Origin of the sequence: Pseudomonas sp. 2822-17 (assembly GCF_002742485.1) — a bacterium.
Lineage (GTDB): Bacteria > Pseudomonadota > Gammaproteobacteria > Pseudomonadales > Pseudomonadaceae > Aquipseudomonas > Aquipseudomonas cyclaminis.
Genome location: NZ_LJRZ01000926.1, coordinates 209,116 through 227,015, shown reverse-complemented (window position 1 = coordinate 227,015; position 17,900 = coordinate 209,116). Strand labels below are relative to the sequence as shown.

The 17,900-nt window shown below is 55.3% G+C and carries 18 protein-coding genes; 9 read left to right on the top strand and 9 right to left on the bottom strand.

Annotated elements, in window-relative coordinates; genetic code table 11:
- Positions 1-238 precede the first annotated feature (238 nt).
- The gene (locus AOA60_RS30875; RefSeq protein ID WP_099587488.1) at positions 239-1,525 is read left to right on the top strand and encodes an AAA family ATPase; all 1,287 of its coding nucleotides are present in this window, start codon (positions 239-241) and stop codon (positions 1,523-1,525) included.
- Positions 1,522-2,205 (top strand): HNH endonuclease, encoded by a 684-nt coding sequence (locus tag AOA60_RS30870; RefSeq protein WP_099587487.1) that lies wholly within the window; start codon positions 1,522-1,524, stop codon positions 2,203-2,205. Before AOA60_RS30875 ends, AOA60_RS30870 begins: the two co-directional genes overlap by 4 nt.
- A gap of 273 nt (positions 2,206-2,478) precedes the next feature.
- On the opposite strand, the gene AOA60_RS30865 is transcribed toward AOA60_RS30870, so the two are convergent.
- From AOA60_RS30865 to AOA60_RS30855, 3 genes are all read right to left on the bottom strand, one after another.
- The gene (locus tag AOA60_RS30865) at positions 2,479-3,105 is read right to left on the bottom strand and encodes a recombinase family protein (protein ID WP_099587486.1); all 627 of its coding nucleotides are present in this window, start codon (positions 3,103-3,105) and stop codon (positions 2,479-2,481) included.
- A 133-nt stretch (positions 3,106-3,238) separates the two neighbouring features.
- The gene (locus tag AOA60_RS30860; RefSeq protein WP_099587485.1) at positions 3,239-3,454 is read right to left on the bottom strand and encodes a hypothetical protein; all 216 of its coding nucleotides are present in this window, start codon (positions 3,452-3,454) and stop codon (positions 3,239-3,241) included.
- 32 nt (positions 3,455-3,486) lie between these two features.
- Positions 3,487-3,708: a helix-turn-helix domain-containing protein gene (locus tag AOA60_RS30855; protein WP_099587484.1), complete on the bottom strand. Its 222-nt coding sequence runs from the start codon at positions 3,706-3,708 to the stop codon at positions 3,487-3,489.
- A 100-nt stretch (positions 3,709-3,808) separates the two neighbouring features.
- Here AOA60_RS30855 and AOA60_RS30850 point away from each other — a divergent pair, with 100 nt between their 5' ends.
- Entirely contained in the window at positions 3,809-4,129 is a 321-nt protein-coding gene (locus tag AOA60_RS30850; protein WP_065877084.1) for a DUF4234 domain-containing protein, read from the top strand.
- Between the two features lie 580 nt (positions 4,130-4,709).
- Here AOA60_RS30850 and AOA60_RS30845 read toward each other — a convergent pair.
- Complete coding sequence (locus AOA60_RS30845) at positions 4,710-5,582, bottom strand: helix-turn-helix domain-containing protein (protein WP_099587483.1); 873 nt, start codon at positions 5,580-5,582, stop codon at positions 4,710-4,712.
- 662 nt (positions 5,583-6,244) lie between these two features.
- Here AOA60_RS30845 and AOA60_RS30840 point away from each other — a divergent pair.
- Positions 6,245-6,964: a hypothetical protein gene (locus AOA60_RS30840; protein WP_099587482.1), complete on the top strand. Its 720-nt coding sequence runs from the start codon at positions 6,245-6,247 to the stop codon at positions 6,962-6,964.
- A gap of 22 nt (positions 6,965-6,986) precedes the next feature.
- On the opposite strand, the gene AOA60_RS30835 is transcribed toward AOA60_RS30840, so the two are convergent.
- Complete coding sequence (locus tag AOA60_RS30835) at positions 6,987-8,456, bottom strand: tyrosine-type recombinase/integrase (protein ID WP_099587481.1); 1,470 nt, start codon at positions 8,454-8,456, stop codon at positions 6,987-6,989.
- Between the two features lie 398 nt (positions 8,457-8,854).
- Here AOA60_RS30835 and AOA60_RS30830 point away from each other — a divergent pair, with 398 nt between their 5' ends.
- The 3 genes from AOA60_RS30830 to AOA60_RS30820 all read left to right on the top strand — a co-directional run bounded on the left by AOA60_RS30830 (position 8,855) and on the right by AOA60_RS30820 (position 11,927).
- On the top strand, positions 8,855-9,109 hold the full coding sequence (locus AOA60_RS30830) for a hypothetical protein (RefSeq protein ID WP_099587480.1): 255 nt from the start codon (positions 8,855-8,857) through the stop codon (positions 9,107-9,109).
- A 171-nt stretch (positions 9,110-9,280) separates the two neighbouring features.
- The gene (locus AOA60_RS30825; RefSeq protein ID WP_099587479.1) at positions 9,281-10,906 is read left to right on the top strand and encodes a methyl-accepting chemotaxis protein; all 1,626 of its coding nucleotides are present in this window, start codon (positions 9,281-9,283) and stop codon (positions 10,904-10,906) included.
- A gap of 118 nt (positions 10,907-11,024) precedes the next feature.
- On the top strand, positions 11,025-11,927 hold the full coding sequence (locus AOA60_RS30820) for a LysR family transcriptional regulator (RefSeq protein ID WP_099587573.1): 903 nt from the start codon (positions 11,025-11,027) through the stop codon (positions 11,925-11,927).
- On the opposite strand, the gene AOA60_RS30815 is transcribed toward AOA60_RS30820, so the two are convergent.
- Positions 11,919-12,677, bottom strand: a complete 759-nt coding sequence (locus tag AOA60_RS30815; RefSeq protein ID WP_099587572.1) for a substrate-binding domain-containing protein — start codon at positions 12,675-12,677, stop codon at positions 11,919-11,921. The two genes, AOA60_RS30820 and AOA60_RS30815, sit on opposite strands and share 9 nt — an antisense overlap.
- Positions 12,677-13,981, bottom strand: a complete 1,305-nt coding sequence (locus AOA60_RS30810) for an MFS transporter (protein WP_099587478.1) — start codon at positions 13,979-13,981, stop codon at positions 12,677-12,679. The genes AOA60_RS30815 and AOA60_RS30810 overlap by 1 nt, the downstream gene beginning before the upstream one ends.
- A gap of 245 nt (positions 13,982-14,226) precedes the next feature.
- Between AOA60_RS30810 and AOA60_RS30805 the strand changes: the two genes are divergently transcribed.
- Positions 14,227-15,150 (top strand): LysR substrate-binding domain-containing protein, encoded by a 924-nt coding sequence (locus AOA60_RS30805; RefSeq protein WP_099587477.1) that lies wholly within the window; start codon positions 14,227-14,229, stop codon positions 15,148-15,150.
- A gap of 45 nt (positions 15,151-15,195) precedes the next feature.
- Positions 15,196-15,558 (top strand): 5-carboxymethyl-2-hydroxymuconate Delta-isomerase, encoded by a 363-nt coding sequence (locus AOA60_RS30800; protein ID WP_099587476.1) that lies wholly within the window; start codon positions 15,196-15,198, stop codon positions 15,556-15,558.
- Positions 15,559-15,574: 16 nt separating this feature from the next.
- On the opposite strand, the gene AOA60_RS30795 is transcribed toward AOA60_RS30800, so the two are convergent.
- Positions 15,575-16,510 carry a LysR family transcriptional regulator gene (locus AOA60_RS30795; protein ID WP_099587475.1) on the bottom strand — a complete coding sequence of 312 codons (936 nt, stop codon included), beginning with the start codon at positions 16,508-16,510 and terminating at the stop codon, positions 15,575-15,577.
- Between the two features lie 137 nt (positions 16,511-16,647).
- Positions 16,648-17,835, bottom strand: coding sequence for a cyanate transporter (locus AOA60_RS30790; RefSeq protein ID WP_099587474.1), 1,188 nt, complete (start codon positions 17,833-17,835; stop codon positions 16,648-16,650).
- Between the last annotated feature and the right edge of the window lie 65 nt (positions 17,836-17,900).

Genomic DNA, 17,900 nt, shown 5'->3' with positions numbered 1-17,900 from the left:
CGAGGCTTTATCAGTTAGAAATCTCGAAGTGTGACAGCGTTTAGGTACACCCAAGTGGTGCGCTGTACTGAGTACTCTAGCTCGCTAAAGCGTCCTCTCCAAGCTTCGTGTCCCTCGCAAATAGACTTGTTCTCCTACACGGCATAATCTCATGTATTGGCTGGGATAAAAGCCCACCACATTGCCTTCTGCCAATGATAAGCTGTAAGAAATAAAGTCTTGAGCATGGACGCACAGTATGAATCCAAAATTCAAAAATTTGACCATCAGTGGATGGCGCCAGTTCCATAACGTCTCAGTTGACTTCCATCCTAGACTTACAGTGATCACTGGTGCTAATGGAGCGGGTAAAAGTAGTTTGCTAGGGCTACTCACCCAACACTTTGGCTGGCAGAAGATATTTCTTGGGACGCCACTTAAACGACGCATAAATGGCGTGGCTCGCTTTCTCAGTGGCTTTCGCAGACGAAAAAGCATACATTCGCACGAACAGGAAGTTGGGAATATTAGTTATTCTAACGACACGGGGGCGTCTATTCGAACTGCTACTGAGGGTATTCAGTTCGCAGTGTCGATACACAATCAGCAGCCAGTCCTAGGAACATTTATATCTTCCCATCGCCCTCCGCCCGTGTTTCAACAAATATCGCAGATAAACGTTTATGCAATAAGTGCTGATAATGCCTATGCTCAGTACCATGGCGAATCCATTCAGCGATCACAGGGGCAGAGCCATGGGCCGGGACCAATTTTTCGATTGAAAGAAACTCTGGTCTCTATTGCTCACTTCGGAGCGAAAACAGACTATAGCTCTGGCGACCCGGCAGCAATAGAAATCCTTAACGGATTTTCTAGGGTGCTCAAAGAAATTTTACCGCCCAGTTTAGGCTTCAAAGAAATCTCAATACGAATGACAGATGTTGTATTGGAAACAGAAACTGGAAATTTTTTGATGGATGCCGCGTCTGGTGGCGTCATGGCAATTATTGATATAGGTTGGCAAATATATATTTATTCACTTACTTCTGGCGTTAGTGGTGCTGATGGGTTTACTGTTGTAATGGACGAGCCGGAAAATCATCTACACCCATCAATGCAGCGCTCATTGCTTGGCAACTTGATGAAGGCATTCCCAACAGCACAATTTATTGTAGCAACGCATAGTCCCTTCATGGTTTCATCTGTTCAGGACTCCACTGTTTACGTTCTTCGATACGTTTCAGTTGAAGAGTCGCAAGACGATTTGGATTTGGATGATGGCTTGCCTTTCACGAAGCTTGTCTATAGCGAACGACTTGATGTTATAAATCGTGCAGGGAGCGCTAGCGATATTCTTCGTGACGTACTTGGTGTGCCTGTAACAGTTCCTGCATGGGTTGAAGAGGAACTGAACTCGTTAATAACTGAATTTAGAAGCGTCGAATTGAGTGTTGAGAATCTTGCTGAGCTTCGTAGAAGAATGGCCAGTTTAGGGTTTGGGGAGTTATATCCACAGGCCCTCTCGAAGTTGGTGGAAGATAAATGATCCGGCTCATTAAAACTTCACCCCCTGATGCGCTCGTGTTGAATGGTGAGGCGTGGACGTCTACCGTTTTAGAAAAGATTGCGGCAGGAATTGATCCGACACCTACCGAGCTTTCGAGATACAGAATTCCTGCAATTAAGATTGCTTTGCTTAAAGAGACAAATGGTAAGTGTGCTTACTGTGAGTCAAAATTTGAACATATAGCGTATGGCGATGTTGAGCACATCTCTCCGAAGTCGTTAGATCCTGCGCGTATTTTCAATTGGGATAACCTAACTCTAGCTTGTGATGTTTGTAATACGAATAAAGGGAATAACTTTCCTTTCGGTGAGGGGCTTATTGATCCTTATGTCAAGACACCGTCTGACCATTTTCGAATAGTTGGTCCGCTTATTTTCGGCGTGCCCGGCGACGATGATGCACGGCTTACGGAACTTACTCTTAAACTAAATAGGCCTGCTCTTATAGAAAGGCGTCAACAAAAAATAAATTATCTTCGCGAGCAAGTTGAAGTGATCGCCCGAGCCCCGGCCCGGTTACAATCTTTGCTAAAAGAAAATTTACAGGCGGAAATATTGGGTGATCAGGAGTATTCTGCTATTGCGAGTGAATACCTAGCTCCATATATTAGGCATAGCCCACCACCAGTATCGATTGCCTTGGGGGCTGCTGCTCCGTAATTTCGCGTAATAAGAGAATGTAGCGGCATAAAATAAGTGCCGTTACATTATATGCGGTATTATAAAGTTTGCTTTTAGGGTTAGGCTCTTCTCCGGTTTTTTCGCTGCGTCGGTTCTAGCGCTAAAATATGTTGGTTAGGAGTAATGTTGGATACAAACCTGTGGTGCTAAGCGAAGGGCCACGGCTTAGTGAAGCTCGGGCTGTAATTTTAAATAACTTTAAGCTATTGGCGCCACCGCTATTGGTGCGAGCAACGGGGTGATTATCGCTTTTCAGAAGGGTTTCGTTTCTTTCTTGATCCTGTACACCGTAGCGACACCACAGTCTGCCAGCTTAGCGATCTGGTCGGCAGACATGGTTGGATGTTTTTGCATTAGGGCCTGTACCTCGGCCCACTTGGCAGCGTTCCTGCCTTTGCCTGACGGCTTCCAATCAGGATCAGCAGCCTTTTTGTTTTCCAATCCTTGCTTGATGCGCTCCACACGCTTCTCTTGATCCAGTCGTGCCATGGTTGCCATCAGGTCAATCAACATGTTGTTGATCACATCCATGATTTGGCCGGTGATTCCTTTCGCTTCAACCAGCATGTGACTCGTAGGTAAATCAGCAACAACCAGACGCAAGCCTTTGGCCTTGATAGTGGCCTTGAGAGTGTCCCAGTCTGCTTGTGAGAGGCGGCTCAGGCGGTCTACGGACTCAACCAATAGCACGTCTCCACCTTTCGCTTTACCAAGCAAGGCGAGCAGCTCGGGACGGTTGAGCTTGGTGCCGCTGATGTTCTCGGCATACACGCCAACGATGTTCAAACCCTTCTCGGTAGCGAACGATTCCAGAGCAACTCTCGCACGGTTGGCATCTTGATCTTTGGTCGATGCTCGGAGGTACAAGTGGGTGTTCATGGGGTGCTATCCTTTGTCATTTTATTTGATAGTCTAATGATAATATGATCGTATAGCTTTCAGCAATAGACTATTGATAGTTATTGCCTGACAGTGCTTGGACTACCGTATAGGTCTACTTCTTTGATAGCGATTATTGCCGAAGCTTAAGAATTCCAGCTGTGATGGCGGAGGCGTTCGCATCGAGAGTCTGCAATGCAGTGACGGCGTTCTCATGGACTTCGTTTGAACCACTGGCTCTAGCCCATAGAGCCACTTCTTCGATTGCGGCGGCTAGCGCGTGCTGGTTGTGCAGCAGAAGGGTTAACACGTCTGCTGTTGCTATGCGGGCATCTGTTTTATCTGGCACGGCTCATTCCTTGAGTTTGTCTTTGGAGGTCGTCAGAGCCCTTTCAGCAGCTCCGACAGTGTCATCCCCAAACCCCCAGCAAGCACGTTGGTAGCTTCAAGGCTGGGGTTGGCTGTGCCCGTCTCAATGCGAGACATATAGGTGCGAACAAAGCCGCACTTGTCGGCGAACGCTTCTTGGCTGAGGCCTTGGCTGCTGCGAAGCTCGCGGATTCGCTGGCCAAAGGCTTTTCGTAACTGTTGGTTTATCTGCATTCACGAATGATGGTGGGATGTGCCCTGATCGTGAACACACTGAGTGATGACACACTAAGTGATACAATCATTCCATCAGTCTGGCACGAGGTATGTCCCCATGAACGAGAAAATCTTTGTACTCGCAAATCAGAAGAAAACGACCAGCCACGTGCTGCATCTCGTTCTCTCAATTATTACCTGTGGTATCTGGTTGATCGTTTGGGCTGCTATCGCGGCGAGTAACAGTCGCCATAACAAGAAGATCGCTGGAGAAATGAATCACATTCTCTATTACAAGGAGCGAGGGCTCGATGATATAGCTGCCGCTAAACAGGCGAGGGATGATATTGCTCAGGCCGCAGCAGTCCATCGTAGAGCCTTGATTGTTGTTACAGTGGTCGTTCTGCTATACCTGTTGTCGACACAAGTGAAGCACTGAGCCCGTTCGCCAGTGCGGTGGTATGCAGTACTACCTGTGATCGTCGTTATACGTTGAAAGCGCAGCTTTGAGCTAGATGCCCTGATCAGCTTCGCTGGTTAATCGCACCGAAAGCGTCAAGCTTTCAGTGGTCCATGATCAATGATTAGGCACTGCTGACCTGACGGTCGAAGAGAGCACCAAGAACAAATCATCACAAATCCAGCTTTTGCCTTTGATCTTGATTGTTGGTGCAAGGTGGTTAGCGACAGCTAACGATGGTATCCCGTTCAAGCTTCGCTTGGCTGGTTGCACGTCAAGGCGGCAAGCCTTGGAGAAGTGAGGGGGTGAAATTTACAAATCATTCACCCACCTTCCATTTCAGTAGAGTCAACGCTGTAAGCGTCGCTTAAACGGGGTACCCATCCAAGTACATCAAGGTCAAAAGCGAGAAGCTTTGGAGTGTGCTGATGCTATTGGATTGGATGGTGTGCTGAGCCAATATCGGGACGATACGGTATTTGTATCTCTTATTTATCTGTCGTTAATTAAACTTACTGACCCCCTAACGATCTTCTCGTCAGGGGCGAGCAGTGTTGATTTACGCGGCCTGCAACTCTACTTGCCACTTCTTGACAGTGGTCTTGGATACGCCGGTTTGTCGTGCAATCGCTTTTATCGCCTCACCTTCGCTCAGCAGTTGTAGCACTTCCTTTCGCTTCGGGTGCTCTACCCGCATAGTCTGCTTTTCCTCGATCACGTTGGTCGGCCAGAGCTGGTCAAAGTCAATCTTCAAGTCAAATTGAAGAAGAGTCTCTGGGTGGCGCTCAACGTACAGTGCAATGCCCCTCAGGGCGACCCTTGCGGCTTCTACGACCCGTTGAACCTGTCTTACGCTCATCAGTTCGTGATCGTGATTCAGCAGGTATTTTGAGGCGCTCTCTACTGAAAGTTCAGGCAGGTAAAGCAGCTTGGTGACATCAGTAGGAGAAACGCTGTACTTACCGTTTATCAAGCCCGGCCCCATGTTGATAGCTCCATGTACGTAGTGGTCCAGCCAAGGCAGACGAACCTCTTCGATTTTGGCTGCCCACATCAGCTCGCACAGTCCACTCTCGATGACTCGTACTTTTCTTCCTTTGCCAGTCTTCGTCTCAGGGCGCGCAGCGACGGTGGCTTTGGGGAAGCTGAGAACTGGTGCTGTGAGTCTGGCATTCACAACTGGAGAGTGAACTGCGACTGGACTACCGTCTTCGACTATTACGAACGTAGTGTTTTCTTGAGCTGAGATGGCTGGGTAATCAAACGGCGCTGGAGTGTAATCGGAGCGGGTGTAGCTTCCCAATACCTCACCGGTTGCCTTGTCGATGACGAAGCTGTCGACGTTGGTGGTGCGGTACTTGGTCAGTGTGGGGCGAATGTCGTTAGCAGGTGTAGCGGCGGGAAGTGCTTTGTTACGGACGAGTTTGGTCATCGTTTTCTCCTTTGTTAGTTCACTGCGATAGGCGTTACCTCGGGTATTGCCGGTTGGTTTGGTGAGTCCCAGACACGAGGAAGCCTCCTTACAAGGGCACCAATTCGGTGGTTGCAGTGGAGGCTTCTGAGCTATCTGTCTACCTGCTGGGTAGACGACGAATTATACATTTTTTCGACGGATGGTCAAGTTAATTATTGACTTTGATGTTTTTTTCAGAAACTTGTTTTAATGGTGGGGAGCGCCCTCTGCTTAGTCCAGACTGCCAATGATCCCTGTAAACATTGGGCGGAATGGAGGTGGGTGATTGGAGCCTAACGAATTCAGTGCAGGTTATTCTGGAGTTTATGGAGGGTTTTTAACGAGTTTCCGGTGTCGTTTTGAGCCCCAACAAGACGCTCACTTTCTCCGCAGACGAACAATTTCCGAAGCATCTCGGCGATAGTCTCAACAGTCACACCGCAACCTTAGACATCAAAAGCTCTCGTGCCCGGCGAAGGGCAGCCCTTGCTTAGCTTTTTGTTTCCGGGGTGGCGGGTCGGATATGGGCACTCGTGACGCTCAATAGTTGTGTTCCCTGGATGCGCCGCTCTGGTTGGCTTTCAGACGATCGACTCAGTTAACATCCGCGACCTTAGGCGGGTACAGGAACAGGTGAAGAGATGCAGACGGACAACGCAAAGCAGGGCTCAGGATTGAAGAAAGTTGTAGGTTGGACGATAGCAACTATCGCGGCTGTCCCTGTGACAAAGATGGTCGAGAGCTACTTCGACGTTTCGTTTTTTACCTCAATGTTCGCGGCGGTGGGTGCGTGGTTAAGCCAGACGATACCGATACATCTGTGGTTGTTTTGGGTTGCGGGTATCGGTTCAGCACTGGCGATCGTGTTCGGGGTATGGGCGCTTTCGGAAAAACGTCTCGCGGTAGGCGTTGCAAAGGCCGAAGAGGAAAAGGCATATGCGAAGGCGAGGGAGGCTATCGGGAAGCTGAACGCCGTAGATGCCACGCTGAACGCGACCATGAAGGAGCTGAAAGTCACACGTGAGAAACTGGAAGCTGCTGAATCGGAGCGAGCTGAAGCCATCGAGAAAATTGCTGAGCTACAGACTCCCAAGGAACAAGTTCTAACTGAGCATCAACGTATCGTCCTTGCTGCCGTCGCGTATTACGACAACTCCAACGAGGAGTGCGATGTGATAGGCCTCAGCCAAAGGATCAAATTTACTGTGGTTCAGACTGAAGGTGCCGTTGATGTGCTGGTTAAACGTAAGCTCATTGATGAGTACTACGCCAGCTACGGCGGTAGGCTCATTTCCTTGTCTCCAGACGGTCGGGAACACGTACTTCACCCGGATTTTGACATGTCTTTCTTGCCTGCGTGATGAGGTCCGATGACAGGCGTTCTCATGCTGTGAAGGACGGGAGCTTGGAGATTGCTGCCAGCTTTTGTAGCGCGCTCGCGCCTTGTGAGTATACGTCGAAGGTCACCGTTCCAGTTTCATGACCTACCAGCTCGGCGATCAGAAGCCCTTGTACATCAGCCCTGTGAAGCTGGGTAATGACAGTTTTACGGATGGAGTGGAAAACGTGTTGGGGGCCATAGCCTTGGGCCTCCTTGAGTCTGCCAAAAGCCTTTGAGAGCGCGTCAGATCGTATGCCGTACTTGTTCTTGCTGTCAGAGGGGATCAGGTAGCCGTCCTTCGAATCCTTCTTTAAACGCTCGACAATGCTCGACAGGGCAGGGTGTACAGGTACGACGCGAATGCCCGCTGCGGTCTTCGAATCAACAATGTCGAAGCTCTCGATTCCATCTGGCTCAATCAGGTGCTCAACCCTTAACTGGCAAAGCTCTTCAATGCGTGCGCCCGTGTACGCACCCAAAAGGATCAAGTCAGCCAGTGTCGCGTGTTCAGCGGCTGACGCAGCAGCGTGAAGCTCTGCAATTTCTTTCGGCTGGAAGTCCTTTCGCTGACGGTCTGCACGTTCCTTACCTCGGGTTTGCGGCAGTTCATGATTTTCAAAAGGGTTGGCCTTGTCCTTGTAGTCTTCACGCCAGCGAATGTCGTGCTTCATTGCCCACTTCCAGAATACGTTGCCTGCCAAGAGGTATTGGGTGAGGGTCTTGCTTGCCAGCTTGAGGGAGTCGAGCCACGCTGATACGGCGTCGAAGTCGAGCGGTTTGCCTTCTTTTGTCAGGTATGCCGACAGTTTTTCTAGCTTCGACTGCTGCTGATCTACCGTCTTGGTCGCGACATTCCGCGCTTCACGATACTGGCGGAACGTGGCTATACGCTGCTTGGTGATCGGTGACCGAACTTTACGAATGCCGTCACCACCAGCCGCAATCATCCTGATCTGTTCCTTCTGATCGGCGTTCGGCGTGTAGTGAGTTTCAAATCGCTGAGCTACTGCGGTTTTGAACAATCCCCCCAATTCATCATCAAGCTTGAATAGACCCATGGGGGTTTGGCGTGCTTTCTGAATCATTACCTTGAGAGCGTTCACCATGGCAGGGTTGTCTTCCATGAACTTCGCCATTTCCGCTGGATCGGGTACGACATAAGGGGCAGGACCTGCTTCACCTATGCGGGTCATCTTGGAATGCTTCGTTACTCTATCCACCGTTTCGAGCATCCCAGTCAGCGACTCTTGCCAGTCCATTGGCAATGGCTTACCAGTCCGAGCCGTCGCGATATTAGCTTTCCAACCAGCGAGAACGGAGAGGCGTCGGGTCATTGCCTCTGATCGAAGGCCGGTCTTCAGTGACTGAATAAATGCTGCCTTTCCGCCGAACGCTTTACGCACGTCGGCAGGGATTGCGAGCTTCACATACCACGTGGATTCGCCCTTCTTCTGGATCAAATTGTCAGCCATGGGCACGCCACTGGAAAATGAGAGGTATATACCGAATTGTACTACTCATTTGTACTACCGTTGAAGCTGTAAGGCGCGTATTGCCGTGGATTAAGGGGTTGGTGGTAATATATGGTGAGTCCCTATCTCTCCGCCATTACACAGAACAAGCCCCGTAGCTGAATAAGCTACGGGGCTTTTTCGTTTCCGGCGTTTGCTTGGGCCGTTTGCCATTCGAAATTCGTACTACTCAACGGATGCATCTTTCTTCTGTGTTTCCACGATGCTGCCTACAGGTATACCGTTGTGGCCCCGCCTGCGCTTCACTATCGTTTGGTTTGTGCGAGACAGGCCCTACGTTCAGGGCTCTGGCTTCGTTGTCACGTGCGTCTCACCTCAAACGGCAAAGGAAATGCGTAATGAGCAAGAACACAAAACAAACCTCCGAAAAAATGGCGACCCTCGCAGCTGAAACCCTCGGTAATCCGAAGGCTTCAGCCATCGCCAAAAGTCTTGCCGCGTCAGCACTGGCCCAGAGTGGTACGTATAAGCAGACAAGTGCGGAGATGGAGGCGAAAGCTGGCAAGGCGCTTCACAGTGATAAGTACAGCGATGAGACGAAAGCCCTTGCCGCCTCGGTCCTCTCTCAATCCAATAAAGAGCGCAGAAGCTGAGCTAAGACCCTCTGGCCAAAGAACTCTTTACTCATGGACTGCCTTACTTGGCTAAGGCTGTCCATTTTTCACTAGGAATGCTCATCAGTTTCCGTCCCGCCTAAAGTCCTCCCTCACGCGGCCGAAATGCTGTCATACGATGTCGTATCCCTAATAAGAGTGCCCCCCTAAATGTCCCTTCGCAGCCTGTCCATCGCCCGCCGTGCGGGTTTGGGTTTTGCCTTGATTGCTTTGCTCGTGGCCCTGCTGGGTTTTTTTGCGCTGTCGAACATGGCAAGCATCCGCGCCAGTGCGGTGCAGGTGGAAAGCGGGCTGGTGCCGAAGATGCGGCTGGTGGCTGACATTCGCGAGATTATGTTGCGCATTCGTACGATTTCTTTGCGGATGGCGTTGGACCCCAGCCCTACGAGCCTCCCGCAATACCGCAGTCAGATGGATACCCGCAGCCAGGACCTGACGAAACGGCTGGCCGACCTCGATAAGGTGATCGACACGCCTGAGGTGCGCACGCTCTATGACCAGTTCCAGGTTTCGCTACGCCAGTACCAACAGGGCTTGGCGCAGTCGTTCATCCTTGCCGATAAACAGCAGGGCGCCGAACTCAACAAGCTGCTGCTGGTGGACATGAAAACTGTGGTCGATGGCTCCGGCGCCCAGCTCAACGCACTCGCCGACTACTACAACGCCCAGATCAACCAACAGGGGCAGGTGGCAGAGTCGCAGTACAGTCGTTCGCGCACCATGGTGTTTGGCTTCGTGATCCTGGCGGGCCTGAGCACGGTGGCCCTGGCCTGGCTCCTCACGCGTAGCATTGTCGGTCCGTTGGGGCAGGCCATGCGCGCAGCCGAAAACGTGGCCCGAGGCGACCTGACCCAGACGGTGGAGGTCAGTGGAAACGACGAGGTAACCCGCCTGCTCGTAGCCCTGCACTCCATGCAAGGCAGCCTGCGCAGCACCTTGCAACTGATCCGGCAGTCGGCGGCACAGATGGCGGCCTCTGCCACCGACCTCAACGGCATTACCGACCAGAGCAGCCGCAGCCTGCAACAGCAGACGGCTGAGATCGAGCAGGCGGCGACGGCGGTCAATGAAATGACTTCGGCCGCTGAAGAAGTCGCGCGCAATGCGGTATCCACCTCCGAATCCACCCGCCTGTCCAATGAAACCGCGCGTGAAGGCCAGCACCGCGTCGGTGAAACGGTCAGCGCGATTCAGGCCCTGAGCAGCAATATCGGCGAGACTTCGACCCTGGTGCAGAACCTGGCTGAGCAATCGCGGGACATCGGCAAAGTGCTCGATGTAATTCGTTCCATCGCCGAGCAGACCAACCTGCTGGCACTTAACGCCGCCATCGAGGCGGCGCGGGCCGGTGAGTCCGGGCGTGGCTTCGCGGTGGTCGCCGATGAGGTTCGTGCACTGGCCCATCGCACCCAGCAATCGACCCTTGAAATCGATCAGATGGTCACTGCCATGCGCACCGGCTCCAACGATGCATTGACCTCGATGCAGTCGAGCTCCCAGCGCGCCGCCGACACCCTGACCCTGGCCGAAGGGGCGGGTGGCGCCTTGAGTCAGATCACCAACTCCATCGACCAGATTCACCAACGCAACCTGGTCATCGCCAGCGCTGCCGAGGAGCAAGCCCAGGTGGCCAAGGAAGTGGACCGCAACATCGTCAATATCCGCGACCTGTCGGCGCAGTCGTCTTCCGGCGCCGGGCAGATCAACGGCTCAAGCCAGGAGCTGGCGCGGTTGGCGGTGGCGCTCAACGACGCGGTCGCACGGTTTCAGTTGTAGTGAGGTCAGGTTGAGGGCGTGCAGCCTACGCAGGTGCGTTTTTTTTCAATGCGCGTGGGCCATGCGCTAGCGCATTCGTAAGATAATGCCGGTCAAATCGACCACACTGGCGACTCCCGTGATCATCAACTTCGACCTCAACGACCTCCAAGCCTTCCGCGCCGTGGTGGACAAGGGCAGTTTTCGCGGCGCCGCCGAGGCCATCCGTATCTCGCAACCGGCCCTCAGCCGACGCATCGAAAAACTCGAATCCGCCCTCGACGTGAAGCTGTTCGAACGCACCACGCGGCGGGTCAGCCTGACCATGGTGGGCCGTGCCTTCCTGCCGCAAGTCGAGCGCATGCTCGACGACCTCGACATCGCGCTGATGGGCATCAGTAACGTCGCGTCCACGCGCATGGGCAATGTCACCATCGCCTGCGTGCCCTCGACTGCGTACTACTTCATGCCCCATGTGATCTCCGAATTCCACAAACTGTATCCGAAGATTCGCCTGCGGGTGCTGGACGCCAGTGCTGGCGAAGTGTGCCAGGCGGTGGAAAGTGGCGAGGCGGATTTTGGCGTGAGTTTCAGCGGCAGCCTGGCCGATGAAGTGGAGTTCGAATTGCTGTTGCAGGAGCGCTACGTGTTGGCCTGTCGGCGTGATCATCCGTTGGCAGAACGGGACAGCGTGACCTGGGCCGAAGCCTACGAGCACGACTACATCACCGTGGACAAGACCTCGGGCAACCGCTTCCTGTTGGACCAGGCCTTGCGCGGCGTGCGAGTGAAGAAGCCGAGTATCTGCGAGACGCACCACGTGACCACCATGATTGGTCTGGTGGAAGCGGGGCTGGGGGTGGCGATGGTGCCATCGATTGCGATGCCAGCGTGCGAACACCCGATTCTGGTCAGTGTGCCGCTGGTAGAGCCGCAGGTGATGCGCAATGTGGGCTTGATCAAACGCCGCGGGCGGACATTGCCGCCGGCGGCGCTGGAGTTGGAGCGGTTGGTGCGGGAGATGCCGTTTCGGTCAGCGTGACACCGAGTCCAGGCCGGTGGATTGCACCACCGGTTGCGCCTCGGGCGACGCCAGGTACTTCAGCAGCGCCTTGGCCTGCGCGGGGTGTTCGGCGTTCACCGGAATGCCTGCGGCAAAGCGCGTCACTGATTGCACGTCTTCGGGAATTTTTCCCACATAGGTCACGCCGGCTACCGGTAACAATTCCGCTACCTGCTGTAGACCCACTTCGTAGTCACCTTTGGCCACCTGTTCAGCCACCGGGATGCGTTCGATCATCGTGCCCTTGGCCGGCATGCCGAGCTTCTTGAACAGCTCTTTCTCGACATACACACCGCTGGCACTGTCCGAGTAGGCCACTGATTTGGCCTTGCTCAGCACCGCTTTCAATTCTGCGTCGGTGCTGATGGCGGGTTTCGCCGCGCCTGCCTTCACCACCAGGCCGATGCGCGAGTCTGCCAGTTCCACGCGGGACGCCGGGTCGACCTTGCCTTGTTTGATCAAGTCATCCAGTGCGTAGCCGACCATGATCACCACATCGGCGTGTTCGCCCCGGGCCAGGCGATTGGGAATCGCTTCCGGCGCCTTGCCCATGGACGGGCCGAGAATGGTATCGAGGGTGTCACCGCTGCGCTGGGCATACTGCGGGCCGAGCAATTTATAGGCGGCGGTGAAACCACCGGAGGTCATCACCTTGAGCTCCTCGGCCTGGGCCGTCAGCGCCAGCGCGCCAAGGGCCAGGCCCGCCAGGGTCTTGAACAGAGGCTGCATCATGCCGCCCCCTGCATCACTTGCCCGCGCGTGTTGGCGCGGCGGTACAACGCCAGGGTCGAACACAGCGCACACACTGCCGCAAACATCATCCAGTAGGCCGGCGAAGCCTTGTCTTCGGTGATGTGGATGAACCAGGTGGAGATCGCCGGGGTAAAGCCACCGAAGATCGCGGTTGCCAGGCTATAGGCCAGGGAGAAGCCCGCCACGCGCACTTCCACCGGCATGATTTCGGTCAGCGCCGGGATCATCGCGCCGTTGTACATGCCATAGAGGAAGGAGAACCACAGCAGGGTCTCCAGCATATGGCCGAAGCTCGGTGCATTTACCACGTAGGACAGAGCTGGATACGCGGTAAGAACCGTCAGCGCAGTCATGGCGATCAGTACCGGCTTGCGGCCAAAGCGATCACTCAAGGTGCCGCCGATGGGCAGCCAGACAAAGTTCGACACCGCCACCAACAAGGTCACCAGCAACGCGTCGGAGGTGCTCAATTGCAGCACGGTCTTGCCGAAGGTCGGCGCGTACACGGTGATCAGGTAGAACGCGGTGGTGGTCATGGCCACCATCAGCATGCCGCCGATCACGACGGTCCAGTTTTTTACCAGGGTGGCCAGCACTTCGCGCATGGTCGGGCGATGCTTGCGGTTGGCGAACTCTTCGGTTTCCTGCAGGTTGCGACGCAGCACAAAGATAAACGGGATGATCACGCAACCGACGGCAAACGGAATGCGCCAGCCCCAGTCGGCAACCACCGCCGGTTCCATCCACACGTTCAGGCCGTAGCCCAGCGCAGCGGCGACCACGATGGAGATCTGTTGGCTGCCCGACTGCCAACTGGTGTAGAAGCCTTTGCGGCCGGGGGTGGCCATCTCGGACAAGTACACCGACACGCCGCCCAGTTCCGCACCGGCCGAGAAGCCTTGCAGCAAGCGGCCAAGCAACACCAGCAGCGGCGCCCACAGACCAATGGTGTGATAACCCGGCACCAGCACGATCAGCAGGGTGCCGCTGGCCATGATCGACAGCGTTACGATCAGCCCTTTGCGGCGACCCACGTCGTCGATATAGGCACCCAGAATGATCGCGCCGAGGGGGCGCATCAGGAACCCTGCGCCGAACACGGCGAAGGTCATCATTAATGACGCAAACTCATTAGCGGCCGGGAAGAACGCCGCCGCGATGTAGGTGGCGTAGAAGCCGAACAGAAAGAAGTCAAACTGTTCGAGGAAGTTGCCCGAAGTAACGCGAAATACCGCGCCAATTTTCGAGCTGGCAGCGTCGGGCCGGGAAGGGCTAGTCATGGTTGTGTGTCTCCAGCGTTCTTTTTAAAGTGCTTGTTTCGCTTAAGACTGAGGATAGTGGCTGACACATTTAGAAATGATAAGTGAAAGATTTGGATTTATTGATGCGTTCAAGTTATCAATCGAAAATGCTGAAGCGTTTTGTGTGGCTGTCATTGCAGCGAGGGAGCACCCCACGATGCGCATAGACGCCGCACGCCGCGCTTTCTACACTGCGACCTGTCTTGGGGAAAGGGCAGGCGCCGATGAATCGCAATGAATTACGCAAGGCCGACATCAATCTGATGGTGGTCTTCGAAGCACTGATGCTGGAGCGCAATGTGACGCGGGTGGCCGAGAAGCTGTTTCTCGGCCAGCCGACCATCAGTTCGGCCCTCAACCGCCTGCGTACCTTGTTCAACGACCCGTTGTTCATTCGTGTCGGCCATCGCATGGAGCCCACCGCGCGCGCCGAGGAAATCATCCAGCATTTGTCGCCGGCCCTGGATTCGTTGTCGTCGGCCTTGAGCCTGACCCACGATTTCGACCCGTCCATCAGCACCATGACCTTTCGTATCGGCCTGTCCGATGATGTCGAGTTCGGTCTGTTGCCGCCGCTGCTGCGCGCATTGCGCCAGGAGGCGCCGCAAGTGGTGTTCGTGGTGCAGCATGTGGATTACTGGCGCATTCCCGACCTGCTCGCGTCCGGCGACATCACCGTAGGCATTACCCAAACCCGTGGCCTGCCGGCGAATGCCAAGCGCAAGTTGCTGCGCCATATCCGCCCGCGACTGCTGCGCGCCGATGCCTCGGACACGCCGCTGACCCTCGATGAATATTGCTCACGACCCCATGTGCTGGTGTCCCACACCGCCAACGTGTCAGGGTTTGCCGATGAGTGGCTGGCCGAGATCGGCCGCAAGCGCCACGTGGTGCTGTCGGTGCCGCAATACAGCGCGTTGCCTGCCTTGCTGGCCGGCACCGACCTGATCGCCAGCCTGCCGGACTACACCGCCGAAGCCATGGCGGTGTCGGGCAATCTGTTTTGTGAGCCGTTTCCGTTCGAGACGCCGACGCTGGATTTGTCCATGGTCTGGCTCAGCCACGTCGACACCGACCCGGCCGAGCGTTGGGTGCGCTCGCGACTGGAGGCATTCATGAGCGATAGAGGCTTGGGCACCAAGGCCTGACGCGATATATTCAAGAATCTTCCTACAACAAGCTCGGAGCAACCCATGCCACACCTGCACCTGGAATACACCGCCAACCTGACAGACCTGGCCGTCGATAAAACCCTGTTGCGGCTCAACAATGTGCTGATGGCGTCCGGTCAGTTCGGCTCCGAGCTCGATATCAAAAGCCGTGCGGTAAAGCTTGAGAGTTTTCAGGTGGGCACTTCCCTCAATCCGCGTGGCTTTATCGCGGTGAAGCTGTCGCTGCTCAGTGGGCGGTCACCGCAGGTCAAGCAGCAGTTGTCGCAAAGCCTGCTGGCGGCGTTGCAGGATCTCGGCGATTGGCCAGCGGCTTTACAGGTTCAATTGAGCGTCCAGTTGGTGGATATGGACCGTGATTCCTACAGCAAAGCCGCCATCGGCTGACACCCTTGCGCAGGGCTTAGAGTAATCCTTGGTCTGCGCAGACTTTCACCACCTGCTCGCGAAACCAGGTATTGGCACTGTCCTGTTCACTGGTTTCGTTCCACTGCATGTCCAGGGTGAACCCCGGCAACCCGTTGGGCGCCTCGCAATGGCCGAACACCGCCGCTGGCGCCAACAGCTTTTGCACGCGGCGCGGCAGGGTGACGATAAAGTCGGTGCCGGTGATCATCTTCAAGGCGGCGCTGTAGCTGTTGGCCCGGGCAACCACATGACGCTTGTGGGCCTGGCGCGCCAGCCAGCCGTCAATCATGTTGGTGTCGGAGGTCCACGGCGTGGGGAACACGTGGCGTCGTTCGACGAAGGATTGCAGGCTGAATGCCGGCTCCCTGGGCGCCGAGCGTTTATCGAAGACGCACACCAGGTCGTCCTCCAGCAGCATCTGGGTCTTGAAGTCTTTGTGGGCGCGATGAAAGTGCGGGCCGAAGCAGATCACCAGGTCCAGGCGGCCTTCGCGCAGGTCATCGGCGGGGATCTGGGTTTCCAGCTTCTGCACATTGACGATCACCGGCAGGTCAGCACGGTCGAAGCTTTTCAGCAGGCGCGGCAGGATCAACTGTTCGAAGTATTCCGGTGCACAGACGTTGAAGGTCACCGCCTTCTGGGTCGGATCGAAGGCCTGGCCACCGGCGTGGCACAGGTTGATGCTTTCGAGGATTTTCTGCACATGGCCGTACATGGTGGTGGCCTTGTACGTAGGACGCATGCCCGCCCGGGTGTTGATAAACAGCTCGTCTTCAAAGCTGGTGCGCAACTTCTTCAGGCTGTAGCTCACGGTGGACTGGCTGACGAACAGCGTTTCGGACACCTCGGTAACGCTGCTCTGGTCGTAGACGGCGATAAACACCATCAAGTCCTGCATATCGAGTTTTCTGAGCAAGTTACTGTTTAACATCGGTTTCGTCCGTAAACCCTTTGTACCGAATTCAGTACAAGACAGCGCAAAAGCTTAACGGAACGTACGTGCCAATAGAAAGCTCTGTAGGGCGTTTCTATGTTTGCCGTGGGACAAATAATGTTTGCAACACGACCTCAGCGGATATGGTGCGCGTAGTGCCTTGGGTTGAAGCGCGTGACGATCAGCAGCATCAGTACAACCACCGCGGTCAGCGACCACCAGGCCCATTCGAAACTGCCCAATTGGTCACGAATCATCCCGGCGATCAGCGGCGACAAGCCTGCAATCAGGTAGCCGATGCCCTGCACGAAGGCCGTGAGGCCGCCGGCACGGCGCGGGTTGTCCAGGTGATCGAGGGACAGGATCAGGCTCATGGGGAACAGGCCGCCGATGCCCAGGCCGAGCAGGCACGGCCACAGCAAACTCAGGGCTTGCGGGCTGAGAATCAGGCCGCAGAAACCGATGATGATCAGCACCAGCAACACCGCCACCACGCCGCGTTTATCCCGGCGACGGTTGGCGATGGCGGGTGTGATCAGGCCGGAGACCACTTCCATGGCCGTCAGGAAGCCCAGCAGCAGCCCGGCGTTCTGCTCGCTCCAGCCTTGCTCCACGTAGTACGGCGCCAGCCACGCAAGAACACAGGTGTAGGACGCGGTGCCCAAGCCAAAAAAGATCGCCAGCAACCAGGCACGACGGTTGCCAAAAAATGACGCCTGCGGACCGGAACCGGCCTGGGGCAATGGCGGCATAGTTGAGCGCTGGGCGAGCCAGAACACCAGGGCGAGCAACGCCAGCACGGCCCAGATCGCCAGGCCGATACGCCAGCTGCCGGTGCGCATTTGCACGAAAGGGGAGAACGAAGCCGCCAGCGCCGCGCCGCCCATGATGGCGGTGACGTACAGGCCCATGAACAGTGACACGTTATCGCTGAAGCGCGACTTGATCAGCGCTGGCATCAACGCCTGGATCATTGCAATACCGACCCCCGCTGCAATGGCGCTGACGATCAGCTCCAGCGCCGAATCCAGAAACAGCCGCGACAGCGTTGCCCCGCCAATCACCAGCAGCGACAGCACAATGCTGCGGTGCTCGCCGAAACGCCTGGCCAGGCCCATGCCTAGGAACATCGCCAGGCCCATGGCCATGACCGGCAGCATGGTCAACAACGCCGCGCTGCTGAAACTCAACGGCACATCGCCACGAATCGACGACAACAATGGCCCCACGGCCGCCATCGACGGGCGCAGGTTAAGGGCGACCAGCACCACGCTGATCATCAGCCAAACGGCGGTGGTGGGTTTTGCCTGAACGTTTTCCATGGGCCGACCTTGAGTGAACAAGGGCGAATCAGGCCACGCATGGAGGCGGGGGGCAAATGAGAAAG